Raw genomic sequence first — 24,659 nt, 5'->3', positions numbered from 1 at the left:
GATCTAAAGCATAAAATTTAAAGTGATCGTGCCGTCTCTCTGGCAAAATAAGTCACAATCAAATCCGCCCCCGCACGACGAATCGCAGTTAGGCTCTCCAACATCGCCGCCTTTTCATCCAACCACCCCTTCTCGGCCGCCGCCTTGATCATCGCATACTCACCACTGACCTGATAGGCCGCCACGGGCAAATTCACGGAACAACGAACCGCGGCAATCAGGTCCAGCGAGGGGCCAGCCGGTTTCACCATGATGATGTCGGCCCCCTCTTCAGCATCAAGGCGCGCCTCGCGGATCGCCTCACGAGCGTTGGCCGGGTCCATCTGATAGGTCTTTCGATCTCCAAATTTAGGGGCCGACTCGGCCGCCTCCCGAAACGGACCGTAGAAGGCGGAGGCATGTTTGACCGCATAACTCAAGAGGATGGTATTTTGAAAACCGGATTGATCGAGTCCTTCACGAATTGCCTTCACGCGACCGTCCATCATGTCAGAGGGGGCAACGATATCCGCCCCCGCCTCGGCGTGGGAGAGGGCGGTTTTTGTGAGGAGTTCTAGAGAGGAATCATTATCAATTATAAAATCCCCCCTCTTTCCCCCTTTGACTTGTCCTGAGCTCTGTCGAAGGACAAATGGGGGTTGGGTGGATTTCACAACACCACAGTGCCCATGGCTCATATACTCACACAAACAGACGTCCGTAATAACAACCAATCCAGGAATCTTTGATTTGATCTCTCTCACTGCGCGCTGGACAATCCCGTCCAGATCATACGCCTCGGACGCCTGTTCGTCCTTCTTCTTCGGAATTCCAAACAGAATGATGGCAGGGATGCCGAGTTTGTAACTCTCCTTTGCCTCTTTGATGAGGGTGTCGACTGATAACTGATAAACCCCCGGCATCGACCGGATCGGTTTTCGAACATCTCTCCCATGCACCACAAAGAACGGCTGGATCAGTTGATCAGGCAGAAGCCGGGTCTCACGAATCATCCGGCGGAGTGTCTCACTCACCCTAAGCCTTCGCAGACGTGTTGTTGGAAAACCCATTGAAATCCCTTGAGAATTTACCTGTTTTAAAAAAATGACGCAACAAGTTTATTAAAGGGACGATAACTACTGCGTTGGCGTTCCGCATATGCGGCATTAAGACTTAAAAGGAGAAGGAGGAAGATATGATTGGAAGGGCATTATCTGCGGGTGAAAGGTTGGTCTTAAACTACCTGGATGAGGGATTCCAGCTCCTGGCAAGCGAGGCAAAGACTCCCATTGACGTCGCGAGAATCGCTTCGTTGCTCGACCGTGCAAGAGCAGGAATCATCTCTGTAGGGACACTCGCGAGGGAGGTTTCTATCAGAGGGCTGCCTCAAAAGTCGCTACCGCGTCAAATTATTCATGACCTTAGGGGCAGCAGCGGACGAGGGGCTAATCTTCTATTCGCTGTAGATCGAATTGACGAGATAAGACGCTGGGATTTTACAATAGCTCTAAGGCTGGTCTCACCTCCGAAAGACATCGCTGATGCCAGTCGATGGAGAAATGAGCTGGAAGCGTTGTTAACTACGCTAGGACACCCACCTTCTTACGCGGCCGATACTGTAGAAAGAATGACCACAGGGGCTCTGCATCTCCTAAGGACAGGCGGAGCGGGCCAGTGGTAGAAATCTAGATCTTAATCGACGACTTCATGAGCCCATCCGCCTGCGGCGGCAGGAAACCGAGATATCCTTCATGGCGCTCGGTCAGTTCGAGGACCGAAAACGGTTTGCCGTCCCGAACCTCTGACTTGGTAAAAATCTGCCGGAGATAACTCCCCCGCGCGCCGACAATCTCTCCCACACAATCAACCTGTTTTGCCTTCAAAAAGGAGATCGCCTTCTCAATGTCATTCACGCGTACCGCAATATGATGAAGCGTCTTGTCACCGAACTTCTCGACCCACGGCGGAATCACACACCCCTCTCCCCTCTTACCGGAGTAGGCCTGATCCACAAAAATCGCCGGATAACCTGGCTTTCGATAAACCTTGGCCCACCAGTTGTCGTATTCGAGCACGCCGATCTCCCGATCGTATTCAAAACCAAGGGCCAAAAACTCCTTGGCCCGCTTGTCGACATCAAACGTCCGAACGGTGATGTGATCAACCAACGGATAGAGACCGACACCGCTTAACTCAAGAGACTCCGCAAAAACCTGTGCGGCCCGGTTCTCCCGCACAAAGCGGTTGATATAATCCTGAATCGCCCGATCAACGGCCTTACCCTCTATTGTTCCCATAAAACCTCCCCATCAAGAAAACCTTTTTGATCAAAAGAGTATCCGAGTCAATTCAAGAAATAAAACAACTTGTGCCTTAAGAGAGACGAATCAAGGAGTGATGCTCGAAGCGATCCTGCGACAGCCCCCTTGCGAGAAAGAAGACACGCCATCCTGCCGTACGCTTGACGAATATACCGAGGCCTGGATCAGCTCCCTTAAGGAAGATACCTACAAGGCGATCCCACCCCTCGTTGAAGAATTAAGTCGTAAAGGGATTACAGGGGATCGGGAGGGGGAGGTTCGATGGGGGCTTGTCGGTGCCTATCGGGAGGAGATCCAATCCTATTTTGTGCTGAATAATCAGTACCCCTACTCCCGGAATCAGCTACTGGACCTCGCCGAAACACTTCAGCCTTTTTATGCCGATACCGATTTTCTCTCGCTCACAAGGGCACTTTCGAAAAAGTGGACCCAGGAGCACGCCTGTTTTCTTCCGAATGGACAGGAGGCGAATACCTATCAGGAGATTTTTGGTGGACCCGCCTCAAACGGCCCCCTCCCCTACTTTGTAGTGGCAGGTCTTGCCGGAGGGGGGTGCGATGGAGAGCAGATCAGGGCGATCCTGACGACCTACCCTTTTGAAGGGGAATCGTTTGAATATGGGATTGTCATGGCGGTCGTTGCTGAACAGTCCAAATGGCCTGATGATCCCCTCTTCCGCTCACGTTTCTTGGGAAAACTCAATATTTCGGATGCCCACTCACAAAAAATCAGAGACGCCGTGCAGAAGATTTGGGAGGTCTCCTACAACAAGGAGACGGCCTACGTTACTCTTGACTTCTGGAATGCCGCCCGATCTCTCTTGTGGCTCAGTGATTCCCTGCCTGAAAACGAGCTAATCACCTGGATTGAAGTGGAACTCCCCAAAAAACAACATTTTGGGTTGGCCCTCCTGGACCTCTACCAAAGAGGCAAAAAGGCTCTTCCCTCTGCCGATAAAAAAAGATTAAGGAAGTTAAAAACACGGCTCGAGAAGGTGGACAAAGAGGGATCGGGAAGAAAACTGGCAAGGAGTTATTGGAAAGATCCCGCCCGTACCACCTACCTCGGACCATTTGGTTTTTAATAATGCCTTATCTCGGCGCTCATATGTCTATCGCCGGCGGAGTTGGACTGGCCCCCGAACGTGGTGCCTCTGTCGGCTGTGAGATTATCCAGATCTTTACCAAGGCGAACCACAACTGGGCGGCGAAACCATTAACTGACAAAGAGTGTGAGGCGTTTAAACGAAACATGGATCAACACAAGATCCAAACCGCCTTCGCGCATGATTCTTATCTAATTAACCTGGGTTCACCGGACAAGACACTCCACAAAAAATCGCTCGATGCGTTCATTCATGAACTGGAACGGGCCGAGAGGCTGGGGCTTTTGGCGCTTGTTTTTCACCCTGGTTCTCATGTCGGGTCGGGCGAAGAGGAGGCGATCAAGAGAATTGCCGAGTCAGTCAATCGGGCCCACCAAAAGACAAAGGGGTTTAAGGTCCTCGTCTGCTATGAGAACGCGGCAGGACAGGGAACAAACGTAGGGCATCGCTTCGAACACCTGGCGCAACTGATCGAACGAACAGAGGAGAAAAAGAGGACCGGCATCTGTTTCGATACCCAACATGCGTTTGCATCCGGCTACGACCTACGTACTGAAGAGGGATACAAAAAGGTATTTGAGGAGTTCGACAAAATCGTTGGCATTTCGAAGATCAAATGTTTTCATTTAAATGACTCCAAAAAAGAGCTGGGTTCACGCGTCGATCGCCACGAGCATATCGGAAAGGGGCATATCGGACTCACCGGTTTTCGGTGTTTGATGAACGATCCAAGATTTAAAGAACATCCGATGTCGCTGGAGACGCCAAAGGGAGAGGATCTGAAGGAGGATGTGGAAAATCTGAAGATACTACGCCGCTTGATTAAGGATTATGGTTGATCAGCTTTTGGTTAGTACATTTTTGTTGATAAACCATAAGTATTTCTAACTTTTAGCGGGTACAGTCGTATCCGCTAAAAGTTGAAATGCTATAGAGGCCCACCTCATCGGAAAACCCCACAAAGCCTTGGAACATTCCGACAAACTCTTTGCATCAGCTCACGCCATGTCTCACTTGAAATCTCAAAGCGAGGCCGCGCACAAAGATGTCCTTGAACATGCAACCCGGGGCAACAACTCCCGCCGGGAATGCCAGAAACCGCTGGGATCTCTCCAGCTCTTCGACAAGTGATACAGTCACGTCGACACCCATCCCGTTCATTACGGTTCCCGTCATCGCATTGTTCACCCGAATCTAAAATTCCATCACCACAAATCGGGGGAAAACAGTTGTTCCGACAAGAATCGCCATTAACGTCATTTCCATCGTCACACTCTTCACCTCCATCCGTAACACTGTCTCCGCACGATGCTAAATGACAACGGGTGCGACAGGCATCGGGAATCGTATCACTGTTCCCCTCTCCCAGATCACATTCTTCTCCGGAGTCCTGAATGCCGTCTCCGCAGATCGGCACGGAACAATCATTGCGGCAAGAATCATCATTGATCTCATTCCCATCATCGCACGCCTCTCCAGGTGAGAAAAAACCATCTCCACAACGAGCATAAACGGGGAAACCAGGCGGATAGGTTCGGGTGAGCCTTGGATTGCCATTTTCACGATCCCAAACAACTCCATTGGGATTGAATGGCCTCTCCAGACTCCATGGATAAAAATATCCCCTGCGGTCAAGAGCCAGAATATCAACCTGACCATCGCCGTTGAGATCCGTCACGACAGGGGTTGTTGCAACGGGGTAGGTTGTTAGAAGAGGAAATCCTGACACGGCACTTCCATCCGAGTGCCAGGCATAAACAGCACGTCCCTGCGAGGCAACGATAATTTCCGGCAGGTTGTCATTATTGAGATCGACCAGGAGAGGAGAGAACGCTTCTCCATCGAGCTCAACCGGCCAGCCCTCTAAAAGAGAGCCCATCGTTTCCGGCGTGGTTCCGTTCAAGATACCTTTTTTGAGCACCGCAACTTTGTCGTCATAGGAAATTGCGATCTCAAAATCTCCGCCCCCGTCAATGTCACCTCCGGCAACCTGAGGATAATTATCCTCCCACGAAGTCAACGAGAGACCGAGAAGCTGCTGAAGGTTCCATTGGTAGAAGTCCCCCGTATCAACTCTGACGAGTCGAATCTCTTCGGGACTGTGGGTATAAAGAATCCATGCGCGAGACTCGTCACCAAATGTAAAACCAGCCGGCGCTATGCCTGAAACGGGCGTCTCCAGTGTATCAAGGAGACGGGAAAACAAAGTGGAGCCCTCGTGTGAAACGACCAAGGTTTCCATGTTGGGAGAGCTGAAGACCTGTCGTCTTGGCCGTAGACCAACATCGACGCTGTCATCTCCGTCAAAATCGGCCAGAACGGCGGGAGTTAAGAGACGCTGGCCATTCCCGATCCTGTCAAAAAGAATTGTCCCGATAAAATCGTCATGGTGAGCAACAACCATTCGGTAGCCCAAAGCATCCATGTGGGTTGACTCAACGGTAATAATTTCGAGGTCTCCATCTTGATCCCAGTCTGTGAGGATAGGAGCCGGGGTTGCTATCCCCGAGGTTCCCATCGCTAAACTACGAGTTGAAACAACTGATCCATCCAGGTTTAATATGAAAATTGTACTTGTTGCCTGAACGACTGCTTCGAGATCTCCATCATTATCAACGTCTCCGATTGCCCCCTGACCTGATGTCCCAGCCACGGCGAGTTCAACTGGCCATCCAGGCATCTCAGATCCTTCGAAATCAAGGAGATGGGCCGGCACCGTTCCTGTTACCAGAGTCTCCGTCTTGCCATCATGATCCATGTCACCAAAATTTAGATGGAGAAGCTCCCAGCTGGAATCAAAGGGTCTCAATGAAATGGGCTGTCTCCAGCCTGTCAGAAAATGACCTACGAGAAGTTCACGCTCAACGATTGCCTCATTACTTCCCTGAACAGAACGAAGCTGTAATGAATATCGACCTGGCTCAATCTCTTCCAGATCGAAGACGGCTAACTCCTCTCTATCATGGTTTCCCGTCCCCGATACCAAAGTGGTCCATTCACCTCCGGTTGAAGATAGAGGGCGATACCGGACGAAGTAGGAATCGCCCCGAACAGTGCCGACGACAGTTATTGTTTCACTGGTATCGTAACGCGAGTTTCCGGATGGCGCCCAAATCATAGCGAATGGCTCAATTGAAACAGAAGGATCCAGCGCCCTTCTCATGTTAACACGACCCATCCCGATCGGCTGATCTGTGTCGATTGGATCAGCCGTGTAGAGAATCCGGTCGCGAATTCCCGCCGCATCAAGATCCGGAAACTGAAGCTTAAGAAGACCGGCCAAGCCAGAAACATAGGGGGCCGCAAAGGAGGTGCCATCCTGGTCTCGATCGTAGGCAGAACCAAGGCTCGGATAGAGAGAGGCCGCACGAATGTTCTCTCCGGGGGCCGCTATATCGCACCAAACACCATAATTTGAGAAGGAAGCGCGTTGGTCTTCCTCATCGGTTGCCGTAACACTAAGCACTTCGGATAAGGCGGCGGGGTATCTCAGTGCCTCGATCGAATCATTTCCAGCCGTGGCTACATAAACAATACCCGCTGTTGTCCCCTCCTGGATCGCCTCATGAACTGTGGTATCCGTACCATACCGTCCGATTTCATAGTTCCCAAAACTCATATTAACAACGTCCGCTCCCTGGAGCAGGGCGTAGTAGAGTGCTTCTGTAACTGATTCCGTGGTATATGAGATGCGAAGCGGCATGAGGGAAACATCCCACATGACCCCTACAATACCCCTTCCATTATTGGCGGCCGCTCCAATAATACTGGCAACACTTGTCCCGTGAATATCTTGTCCGGGATCCGGCATCGGATCATTATCACCACCACTAAAATCCCATCCCCGAACATCATCAACGTATCCGTTCCCATCATTATCAATACCGTCGGCCACATCTGATGGATTTGCCCAAATCCGAGAGACAAGCTCTTCGTGAGTCCATCCAATTTCATTATCAATGACGGCCACAACCACTTCATGGGATCCCGTCTGAAAATCCCATCCCGCCTCTGCCTCGGTTATTTGATGGGACCATTGGAGATCATATTGAGGGTCTGTTGGGATCGCATCCGGAAAATAACGGTAATTCGGTTGGACATATTTAACCTCTGGCAAGGCTCTTATGGTATCGATCACCTTACTCAAATCCGTCTCTTCCTCCAGATCGATCGTACGAATACAGCTCAATTTTGCCTTCTGAAAGCCTCCTCGAGTCTTCCCACCTTCTGTAATCTTGGATAGAAATTTCCGTTCATTCCTAAAACCATACTGCCCATTGATTTTTGACTGAATTCCAGGATCCAGAAATGACTTTTCGCAGTCTTTAAGACTTATGATTAATTGTCCGGATACAAAGCCAGGTGTCTCGTCTGACACCGTGTATTGTTTGGGCAACGTCTTTTTGACAAGAGACCGTCTCTTCACTTCCCGGCTTGGGGCTGGATTTGTCCTTAATCTCTTTAGGACCTTTGTCGCATTCTCCTTGAGAGAACCAAGAAAGGTCTTCTGACTCACTACCCCGGGAGATGTGGATGCTGATCCCAAGGCAATTCGACTTGGGCTAAATGAAAGAGCGCCTGCAAAGACCAACCACAACACTACAAACCAACGCAAGCGACGTCGCATGAAAAATGGCTTTTGGGGACTGTTCAAAAATGCCCAGCTGCAAGGCACCCCGAGGAGCCGGCGACGAGGGGAACGCAGCAGATGGCATTTTTCAACAGTCCCAACAGAGGCGATCAGAAAAAGCACTGGGCCTGCAGATAATACAAATTCGGTACTGCCCCAAACTCTCCTGCATCACGACCAACCGGAAAGAGCGCCCCCCCATTGAGGTCCATCCAGGAAAAGAGGGAATAGGTCGTCTCCAGATTACCAACGATACTTTTACCGACAATATCCGTCTGTGAAATGAGGAGGATCTTCCACAACGGCGTCAACTCGTAACGCGCCTCAGCTCCAAAAAAATGCCGATGAGCCGTTTGAAAAAAGGGGGCTGTTGCAGGGAACGGAAGCGCTGTTAACCGGTTGTTCGTCCCTTGTCCGTTGAAGAAATATTCCGCCGCAAGATAGAGGGTGTTTGGAAATCCATAGTCCAGACCGACTGCCGCCTGGATAAAATTATTCCCGGCCCCAGTCCAGTCCTGTGTGAGCGCCCCCCGGACACCGATGTCGGCAATGTCCCCATCAAAATCAAAGCCGGCCATTGTATCCCTTAGAAATCTTCCCCCCAACGCCGAAACATCAAATCGCCAGATCGTTTTTGTAACTCGCAAACCGGTGCGCGAACGGTCAAAGTCGGACTGAACCGTATAAACCGGATTCAGCTTCCAGGTGGAACCGATCGGGATCTGGAGATTAGCAGCAACTGGCGCTATCACCTCGTCCTTCTCGACATCAAAGATCGGCGGCCGGATGAACAGATCGGTGATCGGATTGATCCGCATCACCCCCCAATCAACCCGCTGACGGCCGACCGTCACCGTCATCCAAGAAGACTTATATTGCAAATAGGCGCGGTAAAAATTCTGCCCATAAAAAAGATGGTTGCTCCTATGAAGTTGGTACTCCAGATCAGGAGTGGCGATATTTCTATTGGCCTGCCGTGTCGCAAACTCCTCCGTAGCAATATAATTACCCCCGATGAGTTCCTGATCCCAGACCACATTGGCTGAAAATTTTTCCAGAAAATGGGCATCCCACTCGAGCCGAAACCGGTTTAAGTCGGCAAGATAGAAATCCCCCGTTGCCTGGCGTTTGGAGGTAAAAAAGAGGTTTTTGTAGTAGCCGCCGAGATCAAGTGAGATCTTGCTTCTTTCAACCAGAGAGAGGGCAAGAGCAGGTGTACTAAAATAAAATAACAGCACCAGCAGGGGAAAGTGTCGGAGGAATCTCTCCAAAATTACACCTGCCTCATCGCTACGACAGGCTGGAGCCTTGAGGCCCTCCAAGCCGGGTAAAAGGCGATAAAAATATTGGCAACCAACACAACCATCACAAAAATCCCAACATAGCTCCAGTCAACACGCGGATAAACGTGGGAACCAACCAGGAGATTGGAGAATGTCGACAAAAACCGGGTCAGATCAATGCCAACATGACCAAAATAGAGGATCGCCAGCGTACCGAGCGAAATCCCGACGACAACCCCCATAAGACTTAAAAGGAGCGTTTCGACAATCAGTAGCAAAACAACCTGAAACGGTTTTACCCCTAGTGCCAACATGAGTCCAAATTCCCTTGTTCTCTCAATAATCGACATGAGGAGCGTATTCAGAACACCAGCCGTTACGACGGAAAGAACAATTAAAAGGAGAATGAAAATCATTCCATCCTGAAATCGCATCATCTGTGAGAGCATCGGAATCAGTTCGTCCCACGTCATCACAATGAGATCGGTGCCGGTAAGCCTCTCTTTCAAACTTTTCACAAGCGCCGGAATCTCATGCCGATCGTGAGCCTTCACGGCAAATTTGGAAAGTCGATCTCCCATTCCGAGCAGTCTCTTTCCTGCCCCCAAAGAAAGAACAACGGTTCCACTGTCAAGCTGATCATTGCCAATCTCGAGCGTCCCCACGAGCGTAAACGACTCACCCGTCAGCGTTCCGCCCAGATCTTGAACCGTTACGACAACCTTCTCACCCAACTCAACCCCAAGAATCTTCCGCATCTTTTCACCTATAACAACACTGTGCTCCTCCTCCGAGGCATAAAGCCGCCCTGAAACGATCGGGAAACGACTTCCAATCGCCGTTTCCTGCCCCGGATCAACCCCCGATACAAAGGTCATGATGGAGGCCTGCGGAGACGAAATGATACCGGAACCAAAGACCTCCTCGGCAAAACCGGCAACACGCGGGTCTTCACGGAGGAGACGCCGAACCGATTCGGGATCTTTTATCGTTCCATTGGTGTTATAGATGTTTTCCATCGATTTATGAACAATTGAGATTTCGCTTGTAATGACCGAAACGATGTTATCAATCATCTGCCTCTGAGCCCCGGAGGCAAAACCACGCAAGAAGAGAATCGCCCCAAGACCGATCGCAATGGCAGCAACAATGATGAATGACCTCTTTTTGTGCCGGAGAATATTTCTGTAGGCCAGCATTAGAATAGAGGTCATACCTGTCTCATCGCCTCCAAGGGCGCTAACTTCCCGGCCCTCCAGGCCGGATAGAGGGAAACAAGGAGATTACTGACAAGGACAACGAGCAGGAAAATCAGAGAATAGCGCAGGTCAAAGTGGGGGAAGACCTGTGATCCAATCATGAGATTGGACAAGGCGGAAACAAACCGTGTCAGGTCAATCCCGATATGGCCGAAGTAAAAGATAAGTCCGGATCCCAGAAAAAGCCCACCGAGGGCACCAAAGATACTCAAGAAAAAGGACTCAAGAAGAATGAGAAGAATAATCTGTGACGGCTTTGTTCCCAGAGCAATCATGAGACCAAACTCACGAATTCTCTCCATAATAGACATCATCAGTGTATTGAGAATCCCGGTGGCGACAACGGACAGAACAATCGCCATAATGATAAAGCTCATCCCGTCCTGAAACTGGATCATCTGCGCGATCATCGGAATCAGATTCTGCCAGGTCACCACCTTGAGATTTGGATCTACAATCTTGCCCCTCAAATCGTGCACAACATCATCGGTTAAATAACGGGGATCTATCCGGAGGGCGAATTTCGAAACGCGTTGCTCAAAAGAAAGGAGTCTTTGGGCGGATTGCTTCAAGAGGATCACCATACTGTTGTCCACCTGATCATTTCCTGTCTGAAAGGTCCCCAGAACGGTAAATCTCTCGCCCGTGAGGGATCCATAGAAGTCTTGCGCCGTCAGCACAATCGACTCTCCGATTTGGGCTCCCAGAATCTGACGCATCTTTTCGCCCAAAATGAGACCTTGTTCGTCCGCTTCCGTCAGGGCCCGACCAGAAACAACCTCCCGGCGGGTACCTATTTTTTCCTCCTGCGCCGGATCAAAACCGATGATAAACGTCGCCATCGATTTTTTCTCAGAGGCAATCATCCCTCCGCCGATAATCCTTTCAGAAAATGCCAGGATTCGGGGGTCCGAACGGAGAATACGACGGATCGGCTCGGGATCTTCGATCGCCCCATTCGTATTGTAAAAATTTTCAAGCGCCTTAGGAACAATTTGGGCATCACTGGTCAGTGTTCGCGTGACATTACGAACCATCTGGAGATGGGCCCCATGCATAAAGCTCCTCATAAAAATAAGGGCCCCCAAACCAACGGCAATCGCCGTCATCGTAATGAGAGAACGCTTCTTATGACGGAAGATGTTTCGAAACGCCAATTTCAAAAGAAGCCTCATGACTCAATCCGACCATCTTTAAGCCGGACCACACGCCGGGCCCGCTCAATGACCATCGGATCGTGTGAGGCAAAGAGGAAGGTTGTTTGAAATTGCTCGTTCAACTCTCGAAAGAGATCAATCAACGTTGCCCCTGTCTGTGAGTCGAGATTCGCCGTTGGCTCATCGGCCAAAATCAACTCGGGGCGACTCACAAGCGCCCGGGCCACGGCAACTCGCTGTTGCTGCCCCCCACTCATTTCACCCGGTCGCTTGCCAACCTGGTCTAGAAGACCGACCCGTTCCAGGAGGGCCATGGCCCTCTCACGTCTCTCCTTTGGATCGATTCCCTGAAGGAGCAGGATGTATTCAACATTCTCAATCGCCGTTAAGACAGGAATCAGATTGTAGGACTGAAAGACAAATCCAATCTTTCGAAGCCGAAATTCCGAGAGCTGCCGGAGATTCATCTGTAAAAGATCTCTCCCGGCCACTTTGACGCCGCCTGACGTTGGACGATCAAGCGCCCCGATGAGATTCAAAAGGGTCGATTTTCCTGAGCCCGAAGGTCCGGCCAGGACAGCAAACTCACCGGAGGCAAACGTCAAAGAGACATTCGTGAGCGCCTTAACCGGCAGGCCATTGGTCCGATAAACTTTCTCAACCGCCTCGAGTAGGATCTGATTTTCCATGGAAAAATCCTTTTCTTTGACCCTTTTTCTGGTAGCATACCCCCCACTTTATGTCACGAGTCGCTTTTGCTCCCCTGCCTCTCCAAGACGAGAGTGATCCGGCACGATCATTCATCGATATCTCTATCTCCTCCCAGGATCAGCGCTCTCTTCTGCATTCGCTTCTCGATCAGTTCCCGACAGGGGAAAACTCTCCGTATGTCGATATTCCCCTCCTCGTCTATGGCGGAATCGCCGGACGTGAAGAGGAGGCGCTTCCGCTGACCGCACTGGGGAAGTTCCTCTTCCTGGGAATGGATATTATCGATGACATCGCCGATGGGGATGCGATAGCTCACTGGCCGAACCACAGAACGCCAGAACTCCAACTCGGCTCCTCACTCTTTCTCTCAGCACTCCCCCAGATTTTGATCGCAGAGCTCAAGACGACCGAAGAGCTCCGCATAAAGATCCAGCTCCGATTTGCAAAGGGACTGTTGGAGGCCGCCACCGGGCAGCAAAGGGAACTCGCAATGACGGGGAAAACAAATGTCCAGACACAAGAGGTCGAAGATTCCGTGAGGGCCAAGAGCAGTGGTATCGCGACCCTCGCCTCAATCGCCGCATTACTGGCCGGAGGAGCAGAAGACCAAATCAGTTCCTATGAAGAGATGGGACGAAATCTCGGAACCGCGACCCAACTCGCCACCGACTTCTATGACCTGTTTCAGGCCCCCATCAGTCGGGACTTGAGGAACGGTACGAGGACACTCCCGATCGCCCTTTGCCTTCAAAGATGTTCCGAGGCCGAAAAGAGGGTTTTGTTCGGACCTCTTGAAAAGGCCAGGTCCCTTCTCTTTGCCAAGGGGATCGGCCGTCTCACAGCCTTCTTAATTGAGCTCTATTGTGAACGGGCGAAAAAAAGTCTCGCGGCGGCCCACCCAAAAAAAAGCTATCAAGAGAGGCTTGTTTCCTATATAGGTAACGTCTCACTTTTCAAAAAGGAGAACAGAACCCATGAGCTACCAAGATATCGGCAAACTGATCGACAAGTGGATGAACGACCAGAAATTCAGGGTGGAATTCCGCAAAGATCCTGAAGGGACGATCCAGAAATCAGGCGTCAAGCTAAATAGCGAGGAATTGACGACACTCCGAAAGATCGACTGGAACCGACCTGACGAGGAATTAAAATCACAAATCAGCAAGGGAATGTAAAGACAGAGCAGCTCCTTGTCATCGATTTCTTGAAGAGGGCCACCCCTTTTGGCTCCCTTAAAGTCGACCGCCTGCACCTTCTGGCTCAAAAGATCCATTGCCTTTCCATCAAACAAGGCGACACGATTATTCGTGAGGGGGAAGTGGCCAGCTCCTGTTTTCTTGTCAAAACCGGTCGGGTTGAAGTGATTCAGAAAGACAATGGGCGGAAAAGGCAACTGGCTATCCTGGAAGCAGGTGCCCTCTTTGGAGAGACCGCCCTTCTCACAGAATCTACCCGAAATGCGACCGTTCGTGCGTTAGGGGAAACCGAACTCCTGGAATTAAAACGGGAGGATTTCATGAAGGTGGTCGGCGAGAGTCGCGAACTTCGCCTCGGAATGTTTGAAATCTTGAGTCTTCGCGATCGACCGATTCGAACCACCGGCATTGAGGAACAAACAACAACTTCGGAAGATGGAACCGTGATGACGATCCTTGCCAATAGAGGCGATGGGACCTACTTCCGACTCTCCTCCCAAGGGATATTTATTTGGCAAAATCTCGACGGCCATAAAAATCTGAAAGATCTAACCCTTCTTTACTTGAAAGAGTTCGGACTTTTTGCGCCACATTCAATTGCAGAGACTATCTCAGGGCTGGTCGCCTCAGGATTTGCCAAGAGTCGCACGACAAGGGCATCGTTCCTTCTGATCCCCTCGTGGGGCCAAAGGATTTTACAAGGACTGCAACATCTGTTTGAATGGAGACTCATGCTCCGAAATGTTGATCCCCTCATCTCCCGTCTCTACCGGTTCATCCGTCCCCTCTTCTCCAGGAGTGGGCAGTTACTGATCGGCCTCCTCACCCTATCGGGTCTTCTACTCTTTCTTAAAGACCTCCCCCTGAAATGGTCCCAAATGAATCTCGATGAAATTCCAGGCATCACTCTACCTCTCATCGTGCTTCTTCTACTGTCCGGCCCCATTCATGAAGGAGGGCACGCCTTTACGACGAAGGCATTTGGTCGACGGATTCTCGGAATAGGAGTCGGTTGGAACTGGATCAGCCCGATCCTTTTCGTGGATACCTCCGACATGTGGCTCGCAAGTCGGTGGCAGAGGATTGTTGTCTCACTCGCCGGCCCGTACACCCATCTCATCCTGGGAGGACTCTCCTCTTGCCTCTTATTCCTGTTCGAAGGATCGGAGTCCCAATTGGTTCTGTGGCTCTTCACAGCCGGTTCCTATCTCCTCTGTTTAATAAATCTCCTGCCGATCCTCAATCTTGATGGTTATTATGCCTGGCAGGAGTTGAGAAAGGAGAACGTAGGTTAGCGTCGCAAATTCTGTTCCGTAAACACCGACGTGGGAATCGGAGGCAAAGGGTCAAAGTCAACATTTACGAGCCGAATCATCGTCTTCTGTCCCTCTTTCTGCTTATTTTCCATCTCCCAGAGGAGGGGGTGAAGAATACCATCCATGATTTTGAAATCCTTAAAGGTCAAGACCTTGATCAGCCTTCCCCTCTCATCTAAAAAATGCTGCTCCATCGGCAGATCATCTTTTTCACGGACCCAGAAAACGACCTTTCCCCAGACGACCGGCGCATGCAGTTTTGGAATGAGCTCGATTTTAAAGACCTTCTCCCCCTCCTTCATCTCGTGACCCACCACCTGATGCTCATAATCATCGATGTAACTTGACTCCTTAACAAGATCATCGTTCGAAAAATCACTCCCCATCCAGGGTTGGAGCATCATCGAGGGCGGAATCTTCATAACCTTTTCCACCTTCGGGAGATAGTTCCAGAGATTGTAATCAAGCCTCAAGAAAGAGATCCCCGCATCCTTCGGAGGCTCCAGGAGACGCACAAAAACGCGGCTGTGAGCACGATCATCCCACGCCTTGAGGCGGATTGTGCGTGTCCAGGAGGGACGCTGAATCGTCATCTCGTATTCCGCGATATTGGCGTGGCCACGTATCCTCTGAACCATCTTTTCGATGATCAAACGCCCATCATCCGCTGAAAGGGAGAATGAAAAGAGACAGACGATAAGACTTAAGGATCTAACAAGCATCGGAGAAGCTCTCCCACCAGATAAAAGGAGCCCGTTGCCAGCAACACCTCATCCTCTTTAAGGGATTCCCTCATCAATTGGAAAGCTTTTTCGGGGGGACTTATGAACTGACCTTCCATGCCATTCTCTTTTACCAAACGTAAAAGCTCATCGGAGCTGGCGGCCCTCTTCATGGGGAGTTCGGTCACAACGATCTCCGAAGCGACCGACCCTATCTCGCCCAACATTCCTGAAATATCTTTATCGGCCATCGCGGTAAATAAGACTTTTAGTCGTCGCCCTTGAAGGCTCTGCTCGAGATACCGCCGGACGGTCTCCATCGCCTCCCGATTGTGGGCTCCATCGATCAAGATCCATGGCTCTTCCTGAATCGTTTGAAGACGGCCCGGCCAGTCGATGTTGGCAAGCCCTTCGGAAACGGCGGCATCGGAGATGGACCAGCCTTGTCTCCTTAATTCAGCAATAACCGCCATGGCCACAGCGGCGTTTTGTTGTTGGTGGGAGCCTGAAAGACCAATCTTGTATCCCCCCTCAAACAGCGCCGGGATAATCTTCGCCCCCCTTAAACCAAGGGGGGCCTCTTGATGACCGTGGGGATCTCGGTGGGGGGATATTATTGTTCGCAGCACCTCTGCGGCCCCCTCCGGCAAATCCCCAACCACCACCGGCACCCCCGGCTTGATGATCCCGGCCTTCTCAAAGGCAATCTTTTCAATCGAATCCCCAAGATATTGGGTGTGATCCAATCCAATCGTTGTGATCACCGAGACAAGTGGTGTAATAACGTTCGTTGCATCGAGTCGTCCCCCCATCCCGACCTCGATAACGGCGATATCAACAGGTTCCTTACCCTCCTCCGGTGGATACCCGCCCTCAGTCGCGAAATGCAAAAACCCGATCGCCGTCGCAAGTTCAAAAAAGGTAAGCGGCTCCTCTTCCGCTTCCTTGATAAGACGGGCGTAGTGGAGGACTTGACCAGGTTGTATGGGGGGATTGCTCTCCCCTCTCTTAATGTAAGAGAGGGGCTGGGGGTGAGTTATGGAAGGAGAGAGAATGCGGATCCTCTCACAAAAATCGATCAGATGCGGCGAGGTATAAAGGCCGACCCGATATCCGGCTTCTTTAAGGATGGTGGCGATCATCGCCGCGGTGGAACCTTTGCCGTTGGTACCGGCGATATGAATAGAGGGAAATCTCTTCTCCGGGTTTCCAAGCTGATCAAGGAGCCTTTGAATGCGCTCTAACCCCAGTTTTTGGCCGAAGTATTCCCGATCGGCAAGCTGAGAAACAAAATTTTCATAACTTCCTGGAGAAAGGGAATCTGTTTTCTTCACGCTCTTCTGCGGGGCGGTTTTACATCAAACAGGGCCCAGCGAATCATCTCCTCCGTGCTGGCATTTTTTGCTAGAGGATCTAAGGAAAGTTGCCCGATCTTATCCAAGGCGGCCTTACGATAAAATTGAATCACTTCGGAAGACTGTGCCTCAAAAACCTTTACCGCCTCCCCGAAGACACTCGGAGAAAGGTAGTAAACACCCTTCTCTTCATGAACCCACCGGGCCTGTAACGCAAGCAACGCCTTTCCCAAGGTTGACTCCTCATGCACCAACAGGGAGGCATTCCAGGGAAACTTTGAATCGGAGGTTATTTGTGCATAGGTCAGTTTAAGCCACTTCTCCTCAGGACGAGTCAGGTAAATCTCATCGGGGATCAGCGTTGTTGTATAGAGTTTTTGGTCTTCCCCCAATTCCTGAATGAAATAGACAGACCTCCCCTGTCCATAACGCCATCGAAAAATATGTGTTAGAGGATGTCCCCACGGCCCCTGGGTTTTATAGACAGGGAGTGTCAATGTCCCTCCCTTCGCTGCGGCCTCAAACAATCTCTCCTGATGAGACGCGAAAACGTTTGCGGCCAGATGGACAACACTCATGTTTTTAATCGCTGCCCCCTGTCCCTCCCAGAGGTGCCTGTTGTCCATCAAGAGGCGGTGTGCGGCGCTTCCCGGGGCGATATAAGTATAAACAGGCTGATCCAGATGGGCATCCAGGATGGAAAACATGACACCCCGATCATCCGCCAGCCAAATTCTGGCTGACCCTACCTTGCCAACAACCTCTTCCGTCCCCAATTTACCTGCCTGAACCTGTTTAAGTTCTACAAACGGTTGTCGTTTGTTTGCTGGAACCGCAGAGGTAATGCTGCAAAGGCCTGGCTCTACCTGCTCAACCTTTAAGATCCAATCTGAATCAAGAAGCCTCATCGGTTGTCCCAATCGACCTTTTGGAACTCGGTACGTCACTCCATAGTAAAAACGAGAAGGGACATGACCCAGGCGTAGAACAGCAGCAGAAAAGGCCAGGGTAGAAATACCGGCCGTCCACCAAAACAGCTGACGGTGGGAAGAATCAACAATCTCAAACCGATCAATCCATTTATCCCTTCCCAACCCTTCCCCAGAAGGCGTTTGGAGAGACCCATTTCGGACGGGCGCAAATGGATTAAAAGTGATCACTGACCCCTTGTTCGGGTCCCGTCACAATGAGTTGTTGGTAAAATCTCACTCTATTCTATAAGAGACCAACCACTCCTGTCCCAACCAACCTGGCTTGGTAACAAGGATTATTCGGCTCTGGTGGGGCTGGATAGAGTCGTATTCAGCTCGGCTAATTCGTATCTCCGCTTCTACAGGGCTCCTGATCCCTTGCCCCCCAGGATCACGCTGTAGCTCCGTGTAGGCATAATAGGAACGTGATCTTTTATGACGAACTATCTCTTTTCTGATGATAGGTTGCAAATGTAAGAAGCGTCTTGTGTGAGGAAGAACGGCCACGGATCTGCCGGCCCAGGAACCAAAGATAGAGTAGAAATGCAAGAAAACCATATCCTGGAAGTTTAAGGGTGAATTTTAATGTGTCAAAAATTGGATAATAGGCCTCGTACCCACAAACGAGCGACCGGAGCGTACTTGAATGTACGTGAGGATCACGAACGAGTGGGCAACGAAGCGTAAAGGAATTTATGGGATATTACACTAGCTCGCCATTTTGATACCGTATCGTTTCACTTTTCGATACATCGTCGCCTGACCAATCCCCAGTTTGCGTGCGGCAGCAAGCAGATCTCCGCGACAACGTTCAATCGCAGACTCAATTGCGTACTGTTCCACCAGATGGAGGGGGAGAATTTTTTGATACCCATTGGCATCCCAGGCACCAAGCTCCTGCCCCCCCTTTTTCTCCACACTCAATATAAAGCGGGGCAGATGGGCCGGTTTCACCCTCGGCTCATCATGCAATACGACAATGCGCTCAATATTATTCTCGAGCTCCCGCACATTCCCGGGCCAGTCATAATTAACGAAGCACTCCATCGCCTCAGGGGTAAAACCCTTAAATGATTTTCTGTTCTCCTTGGCGTACTTCTCAAGGAAAAATTGCGCCAAAACCGGTATGTCTTCACGTCGCGCCCGCAAGGGGGGGAGGATGATCGGGACGACATTGAGCCGATAATAAAGATCCTCCCGAAACGCCCCCTTTTCCACCTCGGACTTCAGGTTTTTGTTGGTCGCAGCAATCACCCGGATATCGACCTGAATATTCTGGTTTCCGCCAATCCGGACAAAACTCCTCTCCTGAAGGACACGCAGCAACTTGACCTGAAGTGATGGGTCCATTTCACTCACCTCATCCAGAAAGAGGGTTCCACCATGAGCCCGTTCACAACTCCCGACATAAAGACGGTCCGCCCCCGTGAAGGCCCCCCGTTCGTGCCCAAAAAGCTCGTTTTCCAGGAGCTCTCTGGGGATCGCCGCACAGTTGATATCAATAAATTTGTTTTTGGACCGTTCCGAGTGGCGATGAATCGCCCGTGCCACCAACTCTTTCCCGGTTCCGCTCTCTCCGAGGATCAAGGCAGTCGCATTACTTTTTGCAACGGTATGGACCATCTGGAAAATCTCGCGGATCTGCGGAGAAACGCCGACCATATCATCAAACTTTCCTTCCCATCCGACCTGGCTCTCGAGAAGAAGCACCTTTTTCTTGAGGCGGGCCGTTTGGGCTGCGTTCTTGAGAACGGTACTGAGCTTTCCCATATCAACCGGCGTCTGAAGACAATCAAAGGCACCGCTCTTCATGATCATGACGGCCTGATCCACATGAGAGAGGCGCGTCAGACAAACAACAGGAATCTCCTGGGCACCCGACCGGAGTTTTTGAATCGCCTGTGTCGCCCCATCCACCTCTTCGTTTCCAAACGAAAGAAGGGCCACGTCCACGGAGGGAACCGGTTTTGTACCAAGAATCGCTACCGGTGTCTCCTCTACAAGTTCCCATCCTTCCTTGGACAAAAAGCTGCCTACCTTCTTGTCCGGCTTCTCAAGAAACCCAATTAAAAGGACTTTTCCCGTCATCGCTTCTCCCTTCCTCTTTTGAATTCCCTAACACTAACCTCACACTTCTTGATAATTTTTTTAAAGTTGCTCCGATCCATGCCGGCCTGGACCGATGCAATAGAAATATTTCCCTCCGCATAACGCAGCAACTGGGAGACGTAGGAGCGGTTAAAAAGATGGATCGTCCTCTCCTTGGCCTTGTGGTAGGGAAGCCGTAAAATGTCCTCCTCCCCATTGTGCTTTGGATCCGGCGCATAAAAAACCTCTCCGAGAAGCTTGGAAGGCAGATCCCTCGCCGAAATGCCGTCTCCCTCCGTCAGTACAACCGCCCGTTCAATGACATTCTCCAGTTCCCGAACGTTCCCAGGCCAGTCATAAGCCTGCAACGCCTGCATCGCATCCAGAGAGATCTGACCGACCTTCTTGCCCATTTTAGCGACATACTTCTTCATAAAGTGGTAGGCCATCAGAGGGATATCTTCTTTCTTGTCCCGGAGGGACGGAAGATAGAGGGTAATCACATTCAATCGGTAAAAGAGATCCTCCCGAAAACTCCCCTGCTTCACCTTCTGGTAAAGATCCTTGTTCGTTGCCGAAAGGATTCTCACGTCAACGTGCTTGACCTCCGATCCTCCAACCCGCCGGATTTCACCATCCTGGAGGACACGGAGCAGCTTGACCTGCATCGAGGGAGGGATCTCGCCGATTTCATCAAGAAAAAGAGTCCCATGATCTGCTTCTTCAAAAAGTCCCTTTGTGTCGGCAACCGCTCCTGTAAAAGATCCCTTCGCATGGCCAAAAAGTTCACTCTCCAAAAGCGTTTCCGGAAGGGCGGCACAGTTGACTACAATAAAAGGGCGTTCTTTTCGGAAGCTTCTCTTGTGAATTGATCGGGCCACCAGTTCCTTCCCGGTTCCGCTCTCACCCATAATCAGGACAGTTGACTCGCTGGGAGCAACACTCACCACCAGGTCAAAAACATCTTTCATCTTCTGACTTTGGCCGACCAGTGTATCAAATCCATTTTCCGAAGATTCGGCTGTTTCAAATGTCTTTAGGCGCCGCACCAGTTCTGCCTTTTCCTGGGCCTTGATCAGTGTGTTCACCACATGATCCAGATCATCAAACGGTTTCAGGAGGTAATCATAGGCGCCGCTCTTTAGAGAGGAGACGGCCGTCTCAATGGAGCCACGGCCGGTCATCATGATCACCTCCGTCGACAAATGGTTCTTTTTGATATAATCAAGGATCTGCAACCCGTCGAGACCGGACGAGTTGAGATCCAGCAGGACCACACTGACCGTATTGCTTGCAAGCTTTTCAAGCGCATCAAGACCGTTCCTTGCGACACTTAAGCGAAACTGGTTGCGACGAGCCAGCTTCTCGAAGGCATGAATCAGAGACTCCTCATCGTCCACCAGAAGAATTTCCCCTCTCTCCTCCATGCTCAGCCCTCCTTAAGCCCTTCTCCCGAAAGTATGAGTTCATACCGCTTGATCTTCTCAACAAGTGTTGTCCGGTTCATTTGCAGAAGAGCGGCCGCCTTGTTCTTGTTCCCACCGCACTTGTCCAACGCCTTGCGGATAAGCAAAGTTTCAAAGTCATCCATTAAGGCACGAATCGAAACACCGCCCTCCGGCAAACAGAGGGAGTGGAACATCTCTTCCGGCCTTTTTTCACTCCTGAGATGGGGGAGAAGATCGACTACCCTGATCCATCCCTCCCCCTTCAGGATCGTCAGTCGTTCAACCAGATTCTCCAATTCGCGAACATTACCAGGCCAGGCATACTCCATCAGGCAGTCCATTGCCTCCGACTCAAAACCAGCAATATTCTTTTTGTTCTCTCCATTAATCTTGTTTAAAAAATGATGAATCAACAGCGGGATATCACTCTTCCGCTCCCTTAAGGGAGGCAGGGTTATCGGAATAACATTCAATCGATAAAAAAGATCCTCCCGAAAGGTCCCCTCCTTGACCGCTTGAACAAGGTCCCTGTTCGTAGCGGTAATAATCCGGACATCGACCTCACGAGTCTTGTTGGAGCCAACCGGTTCAAAACGGTGATCCTGGAGAACACGCAAAACCTTCACCTGAAGTCGCGGACTCATGTCCCCAATTTCATCCAAAAAAACCGTCCCCCCGTTCGCCTCCTCAAAACGCCCCTGATGGGTCTGGATCGCCCCTGTAAAAGCCCCCTTGACGTGACCAAACAGTTCGCTCTCAAGAAGCGTCTCAGGGATAGCGGCACAATTGATCGTCACCAGCGGACGGTCGGACCGTCGGGAACTGTAATGAATCGCCTTGGCCAGTAGCTCCTTTCCGGTGCCACTTTCACCCAGGATCAGAACCGTGCTGTCGCTCTCCGAAACCCTCCGCAAAAGGGTGAAGATCTCCTGCATTTTTTTGCTTTTCCCAATGATGTTCTCCGGAAGAAACTTTTTTTTCAATTCCTGTCTCAACGCCTTGTTCTCCTGCCTTAGATACCGAAGTTCGAGCGCCTTGGTCACAAGCGAGTAAAGATCTTCTAACTCAAACGGTTTGGTAATGTAATGGAAGGCGCCGGCCTTGATCGCCTCCACAGCCGACGCAATCGTCCCGTAGCCGGTCATGACGAGGGAAACGAGCGAAGGCTGGATTTCACGGCCACGACGGATCAGGTCAATCCCGGAAATATCGGGCAGCATCAGATCGGCGAGCAGGAGATCAAATGGTTTTTTCTCCAGAAAAGCCAAACCGTCCTGCCCATTGGAACCCGCTGTTACTTCATAGGATCTCTTTTCGAAAAAACGAACCAACGCCTTCTGGAGAACCGGTTCATCTTCCACGATGAGTACGGACTGGGGCATAAATCTCCTCTGTTGTCTCGGCCTCTCTGCTATAAATCGGGAGAATGACACGGAACAGACTCCCTTGACCTATTTCGCTTTTGACCTCAATTCGACCATGATGATCATTGATAATTGAATCGCATATTGCGAGTCCCAGGCCGGTGCCATGAATTCCCTTGGTTGTGAAAAATGGATCAAAAATACGGGCCATGTTCTCCGGACTAATCCCATGACCGGCATCCCTCACCTCCACATAACCTTCCGAACGATCGGCGCTCAGTTCCGTCCGAACAAGCACCTCTCCCCCATTTTTCATCGATTCTGCGGCATTTTGAATGAGATTCAGAAAGACTTGCTGGAGCCGGTTCCCCTCCCCCCAGACGGGGGGAAGGTTTTTGTCATAATCTGTCCTGATGCTAATCCCCTTCGTTTTCAGGTTAAGCCGGAGGAGCGGGAGGACCCTCTCAACAAGCTGACTAAGATTATGGGGGCTTTTCTCAATCGCCGTGGCCGGCCGCGCAAACGCTAAAAGATCGGCGACAATCTTTTTGCATCGGAGCGCCGCCTCCTGAATCTCCTTTACGTCTTCCTGAGTCGGACTATCGGGGGGGAGTTCTGATTGCAAAAGCTGAGCAAAGGCGAGAATACCGCCCAAAGGGTTATTGATTTCATGGGCAATACCACCGGAAAGCATGCCGATCGCCGCCATCTTTTCACTCTGAATCAATTTTTTCTGGAGCATCTTCTCTCCAGTCACATCACGGTAGTGATGGACAACCGATGGCTCCTCTGCATCAAGAGACAACGGATAGGAATTAACCTGAAAATCCGAACTTCTCCTCAAACGGTCAATATCAACCATGTGGGGAGCCCGAGAAGAGATCGTCTTTTGTAAGGGGCACCGGGGACAGATATCTTGACGCTCTGCAAAGACTTCGTAGCAACGTTTCCCGACCATTTCGCGGACGGAAAGACCTGATCGGTCGGCAGCAGCAAGATTAGCCCTCTCTATCTGGTAGTTTTTGTTGATGATCAGAACAGGATCGAGGATCGCATCAAAAGTCGCCTCCCAGGTAATTTTTCCCCTCTCGACAATCTCAAAAAGTGCCCTCAAATCATCAATCTTTTCCGGAATTTTACCCTCTGAATGAAGCCGCCCCACTTATCCCCCTTGAAGTCGGTTAAAAACGGTCTCAAATAAATGAGTTACAGAACGGGTAGAAAAATACCACGTTAGATTATCAATGGCAACAATCAAATTCTCAAAATGATAAAAAAGCAACCAGTCTTCGTAAATGTGACAGTCGATTTAAGCCCGTTAATGTGACTGTCATATTTATTTGTACACGAGAGCGGGTGACGAACGCCCGCTCTAGTGACCGTCAACAATCTAACACCCATCGGGTTCATTTCCACCCATTTTCTTTTCTTACCCATCAATTTTCTGATTGATTTTATGGGGATAAGAATAGAGGCCCCTGGCATCCGGATTGCTTCGTTTGATGGGGGAGACCAGATCAGAAGAAACAGGGGGAGTATGAAGAGACACTTTTTCTCTCTTGTTACGTTGGGGGTGTCGGTTCTGCTCGTTGGTTTTGGCATTGGTGGGTGCGGTGATGCCGACGAAGCAAACTCAACCTCAGAGAGTGCCTCAAGTGCCTCCGGTATCGATGTGAGTACGACAGTCACACTACCGTCCTCCTCCGCCTTGAGCATCTCATCCCTCACGACCAAGAACGCAACGACGGAGACGG

The 24,659-nt window shown here is 50.7% G+C and carries 20 protein-coding genes; 6 read left to right on the top strand and 14 right to left on the bottom strand.

The annotated features are described in order from the left end of the window. Positions 1-17 precede the first annotated feature (17 nt). Together hemB and HYT77_02915 are read right to left on the bottom strand one after the other, a co-directional pair. Complete coding sequence (hemB, locus tag HYT77_02920; GenBank protein MBI2066946.1) at positions 18-1,049, bottom strand: porphobilinogen synthase; 1,032 nt, start codon at positions 1,047-1,049, stop codon at positions 18-20. 615 nt (positions 1,050-1,664) lie between these two features. After that, positions 1,665-2,276, bottom strand: coding sequence for a hypothetical protein (locus tag HYT77_02915; protein ID MBI2066945.1), 612 nt, complete (start codon positions 2,274-2,276; stop codon positions 1,665-1,667). A gap of 97 nt (positions 2,277-2,373) precedes the next feature. Here HYT77_02915 and HYT77_02910 point away from each other — a divergent pair, with 97 nt between their 5' ends. Continuing rightward, on the top strand, positions 2,374-3,384 hold the full coding sequence (locus HYT77_02910) for a hypothetical protein (GenBank protein MBI2066944.1): 1,011 nt from the start codon (positions 2,374-2,376) through the stop codon (positions 3,382-3,384). A 2-nt stretch (positions 3,385-3,386) separates the two neighbouring features. Next, positions 3,387-4,244, top strand: coding sequence for a deoxyribonuclease IV (gene nfo, locus HYT77_02905; GenBank protein ID MBI2066943.1), 858 nt, complete (start codon positions 3,387-3,389; stop codon positions 4,242-4,244). A 104-nt stretch (positions 4,245-4,348) separates the two neighbouring features. Here nfo and HYT77_02900 read toward each other — a convergent pair whose 3' ends face one another. The 5 genes from HYT77_02900 to HYT77_02880 form a co-directional block, all read right to left on the bottom strand. After that, positions 4,349-7,921, bottom strand: coding sequence for a S8 family serine peptidase (locus tag HYT77_02900; protein ID MBI2066942.1), 3,573 nt, complete (start codon positions 7,919-7,921; stop codon positions 4,349-4,351). Between the two features lie 224 nt (positions 7,922-8,145). Continuing rightward, positions 8,146-9,306 (bottom strand): hypothetical protein, encoded by a 1,161-nt coding sequence (locus HYT77_02895; protein ID MBI2066941.1) that lies wholly within the window; start codon positions 9,304-9,306, stop codon positions 8,146-8,148. 2 nt (positions 9,307-9,308) lie between these two features. Then, positions 9,309-10,532: an ABC transporter permease gene (locus HYT77_02890; GenBank protein MBI2066940.1), complete on the bottom strand. Its 1,224-nt coding sequence runs from the start codon at positions 10,530-10,532 to the stop codon at positions 9,309-9,311. Continuing rightward, positions 10,529-11,752, bottom strand: a complete 1,224-nt coding sequence (locus HYT77_02885) for an ABC transporter permease (GenBank protein ID MBI2066939.1) — start codon at positions 11,750-11,752, stop codon at positions 10,529-10,531. The genes HYT77_02890 and HYT77_02885 overlap by 4 nt, the downstream gene beginning before the upstream one ends. Next, positions 11,749-12,423 (bottom strand): ABC transporter ATP-binding protein, encoded by a 675-nt coding sequence (locus HYT77_02880; protein MBI2066938.1) that lies wholly within the window; start codon positions 12,421-12,423, stop codon positions 11,749-11,751. Before HYT77_02880 ends, HYT77_02885 begins: the two co-directional genes overlap by 4 nt. Positions 12,424-12,473: 50 nt before the next feature. Between HYT77_02880 and HYT77_02875 the strand changes: the two genes are divergently transcribed. Genes HYT77_02875 through HYT77_02865 form a run of 3 tightly spaced genes read left to right on the top strand, consistent with a single transcriptional unit; the run spans position 12,474 to position 14,936 of the window. After that, positions 12,474-13,502, top strand: a complete 1,029-nt coding sequence (locus HYT77_02875; GenBank protein MBI2066937.1) for a polyprenyl synthetase family protein — start codon at positions 12,474-12,476, stop codon at positions 13,500-13,502. Next, positions 13,480-13,620: a hypothetical protein gene (locus HYT77_02870; protein ID MBI2066936.1), complete on the top strand. Its 141-nt coding sequence runs from the start codon at positions 13,480-13,482 to the stop codon at positions 13,618-13,620. The genes HYT77_02875 and HYT77_02870 overlap by 23 nt, the downstream gene beginning before the upstream one ends. Positions 13,621-13,649: 29 nt before the next feature. Beyond that, positions 13,650-14,936, top strand: coding sequence for a cyclic nucleotide-binding domain-containing protein (locus HYT77_02865; GenBank protein ID MBI2066935.1), 1,287 nt, complete (start codon positions 13,650-13,652; stop codon positions 14,934-14,936). On the opposite strand, the gene HYT77_02860 is transcribed toward HYT77_02865, so the two are convergent. From HYT77_02860 to HYT77_02830, 7 genes are all read right to left on the bottom strand, one after another. Continuing rightward, entirely contained in the window at positions 14,933-15,679 is a 747-nt protein-coding gene (locus HYT77_02860) for an outer membrane lipoprotein-sorting protein (GenBank protein MBI2066934.1), read from the bottom strand. The two genes, HYT77_02865 and HYT77_02860, sit on opposite strands and share 4 nt — an antisense overlap. Next, on the bottom strand, positions 15,661-17,013 hold the full coding sequence (locus tag HYT77_02855) for a bifunctional folylpolyglutamate synthase/dihydrofolate synthase (protein ID MBI2066933.1): 1,353 nt from the start codon (positions 17,011-17,013) through the stop codon (positions 15,661-15,663). Before HYT77_02855 ends, HYT77_02860 begins: the two co-directional genes overlap by 19 nt. Then, positions 17,010-18,128 (bottom strand): hypothetical protein, encoded by a 1,119-nt coding sequence (locus HYT77_02850; protein ID MBI2066932.1) that lies wholly within the window; start codon positions 18,126-18,128, stop codon positions 17,010-17,012. Before HYT77_02850 ends, HYT77_02855 begins: the two co-directional genes overlap by 4 nt. A gap of 585 nt (positions 18,129-18,713) precedes the next feature. Beyond that, a complete protein-coding gene (locus HYT77_02845; protein ID MBI2066931.1) occupies positions 18,714-20,093 on the bottom strand; it encodes a sigma-54-dependent Fis family transcriptional regulator in 1,380 nt (459 codons plus the stop codon). Beyond that, positions 20,090-21,520 (bottom strand): sigma-54-dependent Fis family transcriptional regulator, encoded by a 1,431-nt coding sequence (locus HYT77_02840; GenBank protein MBI2066930.1) that lies wholly within the window; start codon positions 21,518-21,520, stop codon positions 20,090-20,092. The genes HYT77_02845 and HYT77_02840 overlap by 4 nt, the downstream gene beginning before the upstream one ends. Positions 21,521-21,522: 2 nt before the next feature. Further along, positions 21,523-22,923, bottom strand: coding sequence for a sigma-54-dependent Fis family transcriptional regulator (locus HYT77_02835; protein MBI2066929.1), 1,401 nt, complete (start codon positions 22,921-22,923; stop codon positions 21,523-21,525). After that, entirely contained in the window at positions 22,892-24,067 is a 1,176-nt protein-coding gene (locus tag HYT77_02830; GenBank protein MBI2066928.1) for a PAS domain-containing protein, read from the bottom strand. Before HYT77_02830 ends, HYT77_02835 begins: the two co-directional genes overlap by 32 nt. A 375-nt stretch (positions 24,068-24,442) precedes the next feature. Between HYT77_02830 and HYT77_02825 the strand changes: the two genes are divergently transcribed. Next, positions 24,443-24,659 (top strand): hypothetical protein (locus tag HYT77_02825; protein MBI2066927.1); only part of this gene is annotated, 217 nt, incomplete at its 3' end.

This window comes from Deltaproteobacteria bacterium (genome assembly GCA_016180855.1).
Taxonomy (GTDB): domain Bacteria; phylum UBA10199; class UBA10199; order JACPAL01; family JACPAL01; genus JACPAL01.
Note: the sequence above shows the minus strand (reverse complement) of the source record. Positions and strands in the feature narration are given on the sequence as shown.